The 12468-nt window shown below is 53.5% G+C and carries 12 protein-coding genes and 2 tRNA genes; 9 read left to right on the top strand and 5 right to left on the bottom strand.

Annotated features, from left to right (window positions below):
* Positions 1–120: 120 nt before the first annotated feature.
* A complete protein-coding gene (locus SYN7336_RS23705) occupies positions 121–417 on the top strand; it encodes a 2Fe-2S iron-sulfur cluster-binding protein (RefSeq protein ID WP_026101278.1) in 297 nt (98 codons plus the stop codon).
* A 150-nt stretch (positions 418–567) separates the two neighbouring features.
* Here the strand turns inward: SYN7336_RS23705 and SYN7336_RS23700 are convergent.
* Positions 568–639: transfer RNA gene (locus SYN7336_RS23700), tRNA-Asn, on the bottom strand.
* A gap of 709 nt (positions 640–1348) precedes the next feature.
* On the opposite strand from SYN7336_RS23700, the gene psbA (SYN7336_RS23695) reads away from it, so the two are divergent.
* Positions 1349–2431, top strand: coding sequence for a photosystem II q(b) protein (psbA, locus tag SYN7336_RS23695; RefSeq protein ID WP_017328434.1), 1083 nt, complete (start codon positions 1349–1351; stop codon positions 2429–2431).
* 234 nt (positions 2432–2665) lie between these two features.
* Positions 2666–3748 carry a photosystem II q(b) protein gene (gene psbA, locus SYN7336_RS23690; protein WP_017328433.1) on the top strand — a complete coding sequence of 361 codons (1083 nt, stop codon included), beginning with the start codon at positions 2666–2668 and terminating at the stop codon, positions 3746–3748.
* Positions 3749–3841: 93 nt separating this feature from the next.
* Here the strand turns inward: psbA (SYN7336_RS23690) and upp are convergent, their stop codons facing one another.
* Positions 3842–4501 (bottom strand): uracil phosphoribosyltransferase, encoded by a 660-nt coding sequence (gene upp, locus SYN7336_RS23685; RefSeq protein ID WP_017328432.1) that lies wholly within the window; start codon positions 4499–4501, stop codon positions 3842–3844.
* 282 nt (positions 4502–4783) lie between these two features.
* Here upp and gpmI point away from each other — a divergent pair, with 282 nt between their 5' ends.
* The 4 genes from gpmI (at position 4784) to SYN7336_RS23665 (ending at position 8346) form a co-directional block, all read left to right on the top strand.
* Positions 4784–6376, top strand: coding sequence for a 2,3-bisphosphoglycerate-independent phosphoglycerate mutase (gene gpmI, locus SYN7336_RS23680; RefSeq protein ID WP_017328431.1), 1593 nt, complete (start codon positions 4784–4786; stop codon positions 6374–6376).
* A gap of 386 nt (positions 6377–6762) precedes the next feature.
* Positions 6763–7326 carry a ferritin-like domain-containing protein gene (locus SYN7336_RS27535; protein WP_017328430.1) on the top strand — a complete coding sequence of 188 codons (564 nt, stop codon included), beginning with the start codon at positions 6763–6765 and terminating at the stop codon, positions 7324–7326.
* A gap of 99 nt (positions 7327–7425) precedes the next feature.
* On the top strand, positions 7426–7812 hold the full coding sequence (locus SYN7336_RS27530; protein ID WP_162139139.1) for a plastocyanin/azurin family copper-binding protein: 387 nt from the start codon (positions 7426–7428) through the stop codon (positions 7810–7812).
* Between the two features lie 12 nt (positions 7813–7824).
* Positions 7825–8346 carry a hypothetical protein gene (locus SYN7336_RS23665; RefSeq protein WP_156820310.1) on the top strand — a complete coding sequence of 174 codons (522 nt, stop codon included), beginning with the start codon at positions 7825–7827 and terminating at the stop codon, positions 8344–8346.
* 39 nt (positions 8347–8385) lie between these two features.
* Here the strand turns inward: SYN7336_RS23665 and SYN7336_RS23660 are convergent, their stop codons facing one another.
* The 3 genes from SYN7336_RS23660 to apcD form a co-directional block, all read right to left on the bottom strand.
* Positions 8386–8964 carry a cupin domain-containing protein gene (locus tag SYN7336_RS23660; protein ID WP_017328427.1) on the bottom strand — a complete coding sequence of 193 codons (579 nt, stop codon included), beginning with the start codon at positions 8962–8964 and terminating at the stop codon, positions 8386–8388.
* Between the two features lie 26 nt (positions 8965–8990).
* A complete protein-coding gene (locus tag SYN7336_RS23655; protein WP_017328426.1) occupies positions 8991–9623 on the bottom strand; it encodes a sigma-70 family RNA polymerase sigma factor in 633 nt (210 codons plus the stop codon).
* Between the two features lie 135 nt (positions 9624–9758).
* Entirely contained in the window at positions 9759–10247 is a 489-nt protein-coding gene (gene apcD / locus SYN7336_RS23645; protein ID WP_026101276.1) for an allophycocyanin subunit alpha-B, read from the bottom strand.
* Between the two features lie 759 nt (positions 10248–11006).
* On the opposite strand from apcD, the gene SYN7336_RS23640 reads away from it, so the two are divergent.
* A tRNA-Arg gene (locus SYN7336_RS23640) sits at positions 11007–11079 on the top strand.
* A gap of 167 nt (positions 11080–11246) precedes the next feature.
* Positions 11247–12440 (top strand): cation:proton antiporter, encoded by a 1194-nt coding sequence (locus SYN7336_RS23635; protein ID WP_017328423.1) that lies wholly within the window; start codon positions 11247–11249, stop codon positions 12438–12440.
* Positions 12441–12468 lie beyond the last annotated feature (28 nt).

Below are 12468 nucleotides of genomic sequence, written 5' to 3'. Positions count from 1 at the left end.
ATCGACAAGCTTTGCTTAACACAAGTTAATATTGATTTGGGTTTTCCAAGAGCTGTCGCTTGGCAGTGTCGAAGAACCACGAGCAGCTCGTACTTAAGAGGATATGTCGAGGATATGTCAATGCTGACCATCAAGTTTATCAACGAAGATAAGAATATTACGACTGCTGAAGGAGCTAACCTACGGCGTATCGCGCTTGAGAATGACATCGATCTCTATAAGTTTGTCGCCAAGATGACCAATTGTGGCGGCGCAGGCCAATGTGGCACTTGTATTGTCGATGTGATTGAAGGGAGCGATCGCCTCTCCCCTCGCACGACCCCAGAAGAGCGCAAGCTCAAACGCAAGCCCGACACCTATCGCCTTGCTTGTCAAACCAAGGTGATGGGCGATATCTCTGTCAAGACCAAACCCTGAGCCAGTGCGATCGTGGCAATTGGCAGTCAAATGTCGCCAGTCAAATTTTCTTCTTTTAGGTGGGCCGACTTCAGTCAAGTCGGTCTTTTCCTTGGCGGCGATCGAGTGTTCTGCAAGACCGATATCGGTGCAGAGGCCGAGCCTAGAAAACTCCCCGGGTAAGATTCGAACTTACGACCAATCGATTAACAGTCGACCGCTCTACCGCTGAGCTACCGAGGATTGCGTTGCCGATCCTAACAGGCGAGTGTCGCGTATGGCAATACGCCATGCGGGTTCTCCTCAACGTCGAGCAATCTTCACCGTCCATCACCTGTCTCTGTCTGAGTTTCAGCTACTCAGCCGAGAGAGCGCAGTTTCGCAATAAAGACATCCATTTTCTCTGTTGGATATAACCCCATGGATATAACCCCATGGATACAACCCCATAGATACAACCCCATAGATACAACCCCATAGATACAACCAAGGAGATCTCGCCCTTGCCAATCTGAGTATTTTGACTGCACGAGATCGGAACACGAGCCGACCGAGACTTTACGTTCTGCAACAAAAATCAATTTTTCAACCGATTTCCAACCCAATTTCAACCTTATGATTGATATATTAGCAAGCCTTATCTTTCGTATAAGAATAGACTATACTCCACAAGATCCTTTTTCTGTAAACGTCAGTTCGACAAGTGTCTGGCCCCCATCCCCTAGTTCTGGGGGATGGGGCTAGGGGATGGTAGATTGAGGGTTTCAGGCTGTTTCTCCCCTCTCCCAAACTTGGGAGAGGGGCCGGGGGTGAGGGCCATGCAGAGTCATCGAACTCAGGTTCTATAAAGCTCTTATTAAGAGAGTAACGGCAGATCGAGCCCTTGACTTAGCTTTACATAACTGTTAACGTTTATTACGTAATACCACTTCATTTTTCTGGAGTAATTGAAATGACAACCCTAGTACAACGCCGCGAGAGTGGCAGCGTATGGGAGCAGTTCTGCGAGTGGATCACTTCCACTGACAACCGCATCTATATCGGTTGGTTCGGCGTACTGATGATCCCCACCCTGTTAGCTGCTGCCTCCTGCTACATCATTGCCTTCGTTGGCGCGCCTGCTGTTGACATCGACGGCATCCGCGAGCCCGTTCAAGGCTCTTTGTTCGGCGGCAACAACATCATCTCTGGCGCAGTCGTGCCTTCTTCTGCTGCCATCGGCCTGCACTTCTACCCCATCTGGGAAGCTGCTTCTCTGGATGAGTGGCTCTACAACGGCGGTCCTTACCAGCTTGTCGTGCTGCACTTCTTGCTCGGTGTTGCCTGCTACATGGGCCGCGAGTGGGAACTGTCCTACCGCTTGGGCATGCGTCCTTGGATTGCAGTGGCCTACTCTGCCCCCGTTGCTGCAGCTTCTGCCGTGTTCTTGATTTACCCCATCGGTCAGGGTTCCTTCTCTGACGGTATGCCTCTGGGTATCTCCGGTACCTTCAACTTCATGTTGGTCTTCCAAGCCGAGCACAACATCCTGATGCACCCCTTCCACATGCTGGGTGTCGCGGGTGTATTCGGTGGTTCTTTGTTCTCCGCCATGCACGGTTCTTTGGTGACCTCCTCCTTGATCCGCGAGACCTCTGAAGAAGAGTCTCAGAACTCCGGCTACAAGTTCGGTCAGGAAGAAGAGACCTACAACATCGTGGCTGCCCACGGTTACTTCGGTCGCTTGATCTTCCAATACGCTTCCTTTAACAACAGCCGTTCTCTGCACTTCTTCTTGGCAGCTTGGCCGGTTGTGGGCATCTGGTGTACCGCTCTGGGCGTGAGCACCATGGCCTTTAACCTGAACGGTTTCAACTTCAACCAGTCCATTGTGGATGCTGGCGGTCGCGGTGTAGCCACCTGGGCTGACGTGATCAACCGGGCTAACTTGGGTATGGAAGTCATGCACGAGCGTAACGCTCACAACTTCCCTCTCGACTTGGCTGCTGGCGAAGCTGCTCCCGTAGCTTTGGTTGCTCCTTCCATCGAGGCCTAGTCATTAGACCCCTTAGTTAGGTTCTGAAAACTAGTTCGCTCTCAAACAGAGCCGCCCCCGCAAACGGGGGCGGCTCTGTTTTTTTAATATTTCTTAGCAAACGTCCCAGGTCTTTTTGAGTCTGCGTTTGAGTGTTGAGAACTACAACTAAAGCATTTTCTAAATTGACCAAATGTAACGATTGGCTTAGCATTCCACATATAGTACTCGTTTCATAACCTGGAGTAATTCAAAATGACAACTCTAGTACAACGTCGCGAAAGCGGCAGCGTATGGGAGCGGTTCTGCGAGTGGGTTACCTCTGTCGACAACCGCATCTATGTGGGTTGGTTTGGCGTTCTCTTTATTCCCACTGTATTAACTGCAACAATTTGCTTCATTATTGCCTTCGTTGGCGCACCTGCTGTTGACATCGATGGCATCCGCGAGCCCGTTCAAGGCTCTCTGTTTGGCGGTAACAACATTGTTTCTGGTGCTGTTATTCCTCAATCTGCCGCGATTGGCTTGCACTTCTATCCCATTTGGGAAGCCGCCTCTATGGATGAGTGGCTTTACAATGGCGGTCCCTACCAGTTGATTGTGTTCCACTTCACGATCGCCATCTGCTGCTGGATGGGTCGTCAGTGGGAGCTGTCTTACCGTCTGGGCATGCGTCCTTGGATCTGCGTAGCTTACTCTGCGCCTGTGATTGCGGCTCTGTCTGTGCTGATGGTTTACCCCATCGGTCAGGGTTCTTTCTCTGATGGTTTGCCCCTAGGGATTTCCGGCACCTTCAACTTCATGCTGGTGTTCCAGGCCGAGCACAATATCCTCATGCACCCCTTCCACATGTTTGGTGTGGCAGGCGTATTTGGCGGTTCTCTGTTCTCTGCCATGCACGGTTCTCTGGTGACCTCCTCTCTGATTCGCGAGACCTCTGAAGAAGAGTCTCAGAATGCTGGTTATAAGTTCGGTCAGGAAGAAGAGACCTATAACATCGTGGCTGCCCACGGTTACTTCGGTCGCTTGATCTTCCAATATGCTTCCTTCAACAACAGCCGTTCTCTGCACTTCTTCTTGGGTGCTTGGCCGGTGGTTTGCATCTGGCTGACGGGTGTTGGCGTTTGCACGATGGCCTTTAACCTGAACGGGTTTAACTTCAACCAGTCGATTGTGGATGCTGGCGGTCGCGGTGTGGCCACTTGGGCTGACGTGATCAATCGGGCTAACTTGGGTATGGAAGTGATGCACGAGCGCAACGCTCACAACTTCCCCCTCGACTTGGCCTCCGGCGAAGCGACCCCTGTTGCGTTGGTTGCGCCTTCTCTTGACGCTTAATTGAGGCCACTTCAATGAGCTGAAAAATTGCTTGACTGTAAAAGCGCCTCCGAGCTGGGGGCGCTTTTAGTAGTTCTTAAACGGTGCGGCTTCCTAGTCTTCAGTACCGAAGGCGCGATCGCCTGCATCCCCCAACCCCGGCACAATGTAGGCCCGGTCGTCGAGGTGTTCGTCAATCATCGCCGTATAAATTTGCAGACTGGGATACTGCTCTCCAATTCGTTGTAGGGCAGGGGCTGCAGCCAGAATGGAGAGCACTCTAACTAAGCTGATATCGACACCGCGCTTATCTAGCTCCTGCAAGGTTTGGACCATGGTGCCGCCAGTCGCCAACATGGGCTCGGTAACGACAACGCGGGTGTTGGCTTCAAACTGGGGCGGGAAGGCATTCAGATAGCAGGATGCTTCTAGCGTTTCTTCGTTGCGCTTAAAGCCCAAGTGGTAGACTCGGGCGTTGGATAAAATCGCCTGACACCTGTCGAGCATGGCTAAGCCCGCCCGCAAGATGGGGACGATCGCGATCGGCTGGCTGGCATCAATCACTTTAGCGTCGCAAGGGGCTAAGGGGGTTTGAACCTGGATGGCTTGGGTCGGCAGCCATTCCCGCGTCGCCTCGTAGGTCAGCCAGTGGCTGAGTTCGCCGATCGCCGTTCGAAACAGGGGCATGGGGGTATCGACATCCCTGGCGATCGCCAGCCAGTGCTCGATCAGCGGATGGGGAGGAACGTAGACCCGCAATTGTAAATTAGCCATTCCAAGGTTCCAATTGTCACTTGAAGTTAGAAAATCGTCTGAAAGTTTTCTAGATTACAAAGCCGTTTTTTATCCTATCGGAAAACGCGTATATTTTCAGATTTGCAAACCGCATTGAGAAGCAAGATGCCTAAAAGAACGGGATGCTAGGGGATTGCGCTAGCTATTGTTTCGGTAACTGTTCAGTTACTCCTATGCGATCTAGAATACAGTTCGTCGGAATCTGGCTCGGATCGGCGAAATGTTATTATTTGTCCAGCCCTCGCAGAGGATATATAGAGTATGACGGATCGACCTGTTTCTCCAGTAGTTCTGATTATTCTTGATGGCTGGGGATTCCGGACTTCTGATAGTGGAAATGCGATTCTCAATGCTCGCACTCCCATTGTCGATAGTTTGTGGGCAACCTATCCCCACACCACGATTGCTACGTCTGGAAAAGCTGTGGGCTTGCCAGAGGGGCAAATGGGCAATTCGGAAGTCGGCCATCTCAGCCTAGGTTCGGGTCGGGTGGTGCCCCAAGAGTTAGTCAGAATTTCTGATGCGGCTGAGACTGGCGAACTGGGCCAGCGCGAACCGATTGTGCGGCTGTGTCAGGCAGTCAAAGAGCGAGGGAGCAAGCTGCACCTCGTAGGGCTGTGCTCGGATGGGGGCGTCCATTCCCACATTCAGCATTTATTTGCGTTATTGGATATGGCGAGTCAGCGACAGTTACCCCACTGCGTCCACGCCATTACCGATGGTCGCGACACTCCCCCACAAACAGGCATTCAGTTTTTAGCCGAGCTAGAAACCAAGCTCGAAGCCAGTGGCGGCACTCTAGCTACGATTGGCGGCCGCTATTACGCGATGGATCGCGATCGCCGTTGGGATCGCACTGAGAAAATGTATCGAGTTATGACTGAGGCTGGCTCGGGCAACGGCCAAGCGGCGGTACAGGTATTGAAGCAATCTTATGCCGATGGCATCACTGACGAATTTATCGAGCCCGTGCGACTGGCAGCGGGGGCGGTGGAGCCTGGGGACGGCCTGATTGTGCTAAACTTCCGGCCCGATCGGTCTCGGCAATTGACTCAAGCCTTGGTGCTACCAGACTTTGCTGAGTTCGAGCGCGATTGGATCGATCCGCTCGATGTGGTCACGATGACCCAATACGAAGCGGGATTGCCGGTTGGCGTGGTTTTCGAACCCCAGAATTTAGACAAGATCTTGGGACAGGTGATTAGCGAAAGGGGTTTAAAGCAGTTTCGCATTGCCGAGACTGAAAAATACGCTCACGTCACCTACTTCTTTAATGGCGGCATCGAACAGCCGTTTGAGGGAGAAGATCGGGATTTAATCCCCAGTCCGATGGTTACCACTTACGATAAGCAACCGGAGATGTCGGCCAAGCAGGTGACCGATCGCGCCGTCGAGGCGATTTCTCAGCGGCAGTATTCCCTGGTGGTGCTCAACTATGCCAACCCCGATATGGTGGGCCATACCGGCAATTACGAGGCAACGGTGAAGGCGATCGAAACGGTCGATACCTGCTTGGGGCGCTTGCTCTCTGCCACGGTTACGGTGGGGGGAAGTGCGTTGATTTTGGCGGACCACGGCAATGCCGAGCTGATGTGGGATGAGGAGCATCGGCCCTGGACTGCCCATACCACCAATCCCGTGCCCTTTATTTTGGTGGAAGGGGAGGGTTGCAAGATTGAAGGGCGAGGCAATGACGTTCACCTACGCGAAGGTGGCTGTTTGGCGGATGTGGCCCCAACCATTTTGGAGATTTTGCAGGTTCCCCAACCCTCCGAGATGACCGGCCAATCTTTGCTAGAGCCCGTCGACTATCAAGTGAAGTCGAACCGTACCCCCGTTCGACTCAAGCTATAGAAATTGCGGCTGATTGCTCGCCACTATTCGGCATGCCAAGGATTCGGCATTCAAAGGATTCAATGCCTCGGAACTGTCAACACCGGTCGGTGCGAATTGCTCTGGTCGGCGGCGAGCGCCAACCAAACTTTTTTGCAGATGAGAGATCCAATCTCTCACTTCTGGCGTAGACCTCTACAGAACGCCAGATAAGTCTTCATTTTGGCAATTAGGTCGAGGTCGTCCGATCTCAGACCACTGTGCGAACTGCCATTGACGAGCTGGCAATGCATTCACCGCAGGAGATCGATCCCGTGAAAAAGCGTCAATTCCCCACTCCCCTATGACCCAATCCCCAGCGGCCTTCCTCCCGCCGCAGTATCTTAACGGCTGGCGCGATCGCGAGCTTGGGCACAGCCCTCGGGCTGGCCGGTTTATCCTCCCGCCCCAGTGCAGCCCAGTCGAATGACGATATTCCCATTTTGAACGCAGCCATCGACCTCGAACACCAGGCAATCTGGGCCTATGCGGTGGCTGCTGGCAAACTCTCCGATAACGTTATCGGCAAAACGATTCTGTCGCTAGCCACTCGCAACCTCAGAGATCACGAAGAGCATCGCGATGTCCTGATGGGGGCAGTGAGCAGCCTGGGGGGAACTCCCTCTGCGGCTCGAGATAGCTACGATCTCTCCAGCTATATCTCGGCGAGGGAGGGCAATCTCGATTCGGATGCCAACATCGCCAAGCTAGCGCTGGCCTTGGAGGTGGATGCCACACTGGCTTATGGCGATGCCTTCAGTCAGCTCAAAACCCCCGGTCTGTTGGCGGCGGCAGCCACGATTGCCCCTGACGAATCCGCCCATGCTACGGCGATTCGCGCTATCCTCCGCACGCTCGATCCAACTATCGCGTTTGTTCCGGCGGCTTTTCTCAGTGCAGACACCCGCGATCGCTGGATTCTTAAAATTTGAGGCATCCATTTGGCAGCACCGGCGGATCGAATGGCTCGGGTGCTGCCCTTGCCCGGACTGGAAATTCTCTTGTCAACGAAACACTTTAGGACTCGAATGATGAAACGACTATTCAAGTTAGCCCACCCCGCGATCGCGGGGGCCTCGGCCTCCATTATCCTGACAGCGATTGCGCTATCTATTAGCCCCAGTTCATCTCCCACTTTTGCCCAAACGAACGAGGCTTTAGCAGAAGCCACGGTGGAGATTCGGGGGTTCCAGTTCAAACCGGCTTCAGTCACCTTGCAAAAGGGAGGTTGGGTTACGTTCGTGAATATGGATGCGGCCCCCCATACCGCCACACCTGAAGCAGGGTCGCAATTTATGGGTACGGGGCGGTTGCGTCGCGGCCAAAGCCAGATTGTGGAGTTTCCGGTTGCGGGAGTTCAGGCTTATTTCTGCGAAATCCATCCCAGTATGCAAGGCACCATCGTGGTGGTGGAGTAGAGGAATTAGCTTGTGAAAACCTCGACTGTACAACCGTTCTGGAACGTGTGCCGCCGCACTTACTTGCTGTGGGCTGCGATCGTCTCGGTAGGATTTGTAGCAACCCAATACCACCAGCTTCCCAATATCAACTGGTTGTGGCTCGGGCTTTCAGCCATTGGCTTGGGTTATATGGGATTGCTCCTGCTAGAGCCTAAAAATCGCCAGCCTTCACTGCTCTATACGGGATTCTTGTGGCTGTTGACGATCGCGTTTGGCTTGGCCATTTCTGGATTGGCCTGCATAACGGCGACATTGGCCGGACTATTGGGATATCTCGGTATTTTCTGGCTATTTTTGATGGGAATCGGCCATCTTTTGAATGGCATTGTCGATCGGCCTTTGCGACCGTATTTGGCGAGCGGAGGAATCCAGATTGCGGTCGGACTCGCCAGCTTATTCGCTCCTCCGTTACAGACATTCCAGTATTTACTAGCTGGATTAGTGGGGGGAGCAGCAATGCTCGGTTTGATAGCGGTTCCCCGCCGTATCTGAATTGCGAAATTCGGTCAAAATGAGCATCAGTCAGAAGGATTACTCTAAAATCTCGTTATCTAGGGAGGTGCGCAAAAACACCAAGCAGCCGCTCTGGGTTTTAGGTCTGTGGGCCGTTCCAGCCACTGCAGCAACGCGATCGCCGACCCGATAGACGCGATCGCCCACCTCCAATTCTCCTTCCAGAATCAGAATCTCTTCATCGGAAAAATGCCGGTGATTGGGGAAAACGGTTGCTGCTTCCGCTCTCAGAAAACATTCCATTTGGCGGGCTGTTCGATCGATCCGATAAGCCCCAATTTTGACGCCAGGAACGAGTTGGTAATCTTCCCAAATAACCATTGCAGCGTACTGTTGCAATTCAGCTAAGTCTAGAGATCTCTCGGTTTCCAAGCCGTTGCGATCGATCCGCTCGAACAGGCGCTCCTGTAGCTGCTCTGGCAGCGGCATTGATGGAGCGCTGTAGGCGATCGCCGCTGCAGTATCGCTCCAATCACCTAACTCCCGTGCGAGTTCGGGAAATTCAGCCAGCGCAGACTTCAGCCTCTGTTGCCCTTCGCCATCGAGCAAATCGAGCGCATGCAGCGTGGCAAGTTGGTTAAAAGTTTCGCGTTCCATGACTGATTTATGTATCCCGTCCCATTTTAGGGCGACTCATTCAATCCGCCCAATGCATCTCGCAATTTGCTCAACCCCAAGCGTACCCGAGTTTTCACTGTACCCACCGGTTTCCCTATCTCAGTCGCAATCTCAGCTTGGGTCAGTCCCTGAAAATAAGCCATCTCCAAGACCAACCGCTGCGGGTCGGGCAATTGCTGCATGGCTATCTGCACCCGCTCCCTGCGCTCATTCAGTACTACGCTGTCTGCAGGGTTGTGGATCTGCGTTGGGGCAGAAACTTTAACTTCGGCCTGCACCGATGCGAGAATTCGGGCGGAACGCTGGCGCGATCGCAGGCGATCGAGGGCACGGCTGCGGGCGATGGTAAACAGCCAGGTATCTACTCGCCCCCGCTGCGATTCGTATTGCTCGGCACTGCGCCATACTTGTGCGAACGCATCCAGGACGACCTCTTCGGCTTCTTCGACAGATCCCAAAATTTTGAAGGCAAGGGCATATACAACACCGGCATAATGCCCGTATAACGCCGATAGAGCGGCCCGCTCTCCTCGGGCAATTTGCCCCACAAGGTCGATATCGTCGACTGGCTTTCTCTCTACCATGTTGGGGGCGATCGATCGATAGAAATAGTATGGGGGTTGACTCGACTGACTCACAGCAATGGTTTTTGCTTGAGTTTCCCTTCCCCCAGAATTGGGCTAGCGCATGCGCGCACCTCTAGATAGACCTCAAAATAAACCATTCCGAGATCGATCTAGAGATATGTAAGGGACCCCATCGGCGATCGCTCGCTAGGCAGACATGGCGGTAATGATGTAATCGAAGTAAGGCTCGGCAACAGCAATATCTTCAGTGTTCAACAGTTCGAGGGCAACGCCCTTCATAAACTTCATTGCATCTACCATGCCGGGAATCGGTACGTTGAGAGCGTTATACATTTCGCGTACGCCCACGAGACCAATCGACTCGATCGGACCCTTGTCACCCGCGATGATGCCGTAAGTGACCAGACGCAGATACCAATCATAATCGCGCAAGCACTGGTTGTAACGCTTCTGAGTGGATGCATTGCCTCCCGTCTGACGATACTCGGGACGCTTGGCAAACAGCAGTCTCTGAGACTCGTCCACAATCTTCTTGCGGTTTTCCGATAGCACTTCAGCAATGCGCAGGCGGCGGGCACCATCGCCCATATAATCTCTGACGGCTGCCAACTCGCTCGCCGTAGGGTAGCGCAACTCGTCGTCAGCAACTTCGAGGAGGTCGTTAATCAAGCTCACAGTTTGGAATCTCCGGCTGCTATAGGGGTTAATTAAAACAAAAGTCGAAATCACAGCAACATCTGGCAGGAAGAAGATATCGCTATTGGCCTCATTCTACTAAATCTGGTCCCCATCCCTGCGAGGAATGTATCATAGCAGGAGCAAAAAACCTTGTAACCACCAGGAATAAAGAGTCTCGGCGTCTTACCCGCAAGGGGAGACGTTCTTTTATTGCTGCATGTTTAGGTGTTAAATGGCATGTTTGGGCGTCTCAGTACAACGACTCGTCAAGTCGGCGAATCCGGGCCGCCACAAAGACGGGAAAGAGTAGGGTTGTGCCATCTTATCGAGGCTGGCGTCCCCCTGACCGAGGTGGCGGCTATGTTGGGTCATAGAGTCGATACTTTAATTCGCACTCACTTTGCTCGATATCCCCTGCCAATAGGGCTCCCTCTTGGCACTTCCGGGTCGAGGCGGTAGAGTGTCCCTGAGCCACAATTTCCCTCCTCGGATGCCGATGCTAAGCCTAACTTTTGTCTTTCTAAGTCTCTAGTTGACTGACGCCATGGCTTCTGAAACCAATACAATTTTCGCTGCACTCCCCTGTATTGTAAATTGTGATGGTTTTTGGGCATATTCAGCCACTTTCAGTGGGGTTCTGCGAGCCTCTCTGACTGCGAGGGAACTTACAGGCGATCTGTCTTAACCCCTCGTTCTTAACCCCTCGTGTGGAGGCGATTTCAGGGCTCAATCCCTTACCCAGTGTCTAAGTTACAAGCGCCCGTAGCTCAGCGGATAGAGCAACCGCCTTCTAAGCGGTCGGTCACAGGTTCGAATCCTGTCGGGCGCGTCCTTTCAAACTCCGTGGATTGGTCGCAACTGAGCTAGTAAAGTATCGCTGGATGCAACTGCGATGAGATCGCAGCCCCCAATGGCAATCCAGTGGATTCGAGAACGGGGCCGTGCTACCCCTAGTTCGCGACCGAAGTCGATCCCGGAGGTTAGCCTACTTTCACTATGATGCAACCCGTCTTGTTGCTAGCGATTGTGCTGCTGCTGGCAGCGATCGCCCCCCATCTATCGCGTCTGCTACGCATTCCTTCCCTCGTACTCTCGATCGGGGCGGGAGCTCTATTAGGAACCCACGGATTGGGGCTGTTGGAGCGAGATCCCCAACTGATTCTGCTGGAACGGGTAGGGCTGCTGTTCGTCATGCTGCTGGCAGGATTGCAGATGAATTTGAGCAATTTGGGTCAGTTAGGACGGCGATCGCTAGCGTTTGGCGGATTGACCTTCGCACTGCCGTTTGTGGCGGGGGTAGCCACGGGATATTGGGCCGATCTAGGGCTGTATGGCTCGGTTTTGCTGGGGCTGATGTATTCGCCGCACATGTTGGTGGCCTATCCGATCGCCGTGCAGTTGGGCATCTCCGGCCTCGAAAGCGTCAATGTTGCTATAGGGGGGACGGTGGTGACTACGGCAGTGACTTTAGGGGGGTATGCGGTCGTCAGCGCGGCGGTGGCAGGATCGGTGGGGATATGGCTGTGGGTGCGGCTACTGGTCTTGCTACCATTGTTGGCCATTGGTGCTTGGATAGGATTGGCGAGGTTAGGCGATCGCCTTTTGACCCGCAAAGCTCAATCGTCTGCCGAGCGGATTTCGTTTGTGTTGGCTTGTTTGTTTGGCGTATCGGCGCTGACTGAATGGCTGGGGGTGGATGCGGTGGTAGGGGCTTTTATTGTCGGGCTATCCCTCAACCGCGTCGTTTGCCAAGATCGCGACTTAATGCAGCAGCTAGATGGGTTGGGGAACGGGCTGTTTATTCCGGCGTTTTTGGTCTCGGTGGGGGTCTTGTGCAATCTGCGCATTGTGGCGACCGATCCGGGGAGCTTGGGGTTGGCGGCAGCGATCGTTGTGGGGGCGGTGCTGTCTAAGTGGGTAGCGGCCTGGGTAGCAGCGCAGCAATTTGGCTATGGGGGAGCCGAGGCGATGGTGGCGTTTGGGTTAACGATGTCGCGGGCGGCGTTAATTTTGGTGATTGGCTTGTTTGCGCGAGAGGCTGGATTGTTGGATGGCACTGTTTTTAATGCCTTAATTCTGTACGTCACGGTTACCTGCTTAGTGGGTCCAATTGTGACGGATGCTTGGGGCGCGCGCGTCGCGAAGCGATCGCAGCATCCTGAGGCTCTGCCGGGAGTGGATTGCGATTGAATCGCTCGGTCTCATTTGTGGCAGGCAT

This window comes from Synechococcus sp. PCC 7336 (genome assembly GCF_000332275.1).
GTDB lineage: Bacteria > Cyanobacteriota > Cyanobacteriia > Thermostichales > PCC-7336 > PCC-7336.
The sequence above is the reverse complement of the archived record's forward strand: the minus strand, read 5'-3'. Positions and strand labels throughout refer to the sequence as shown.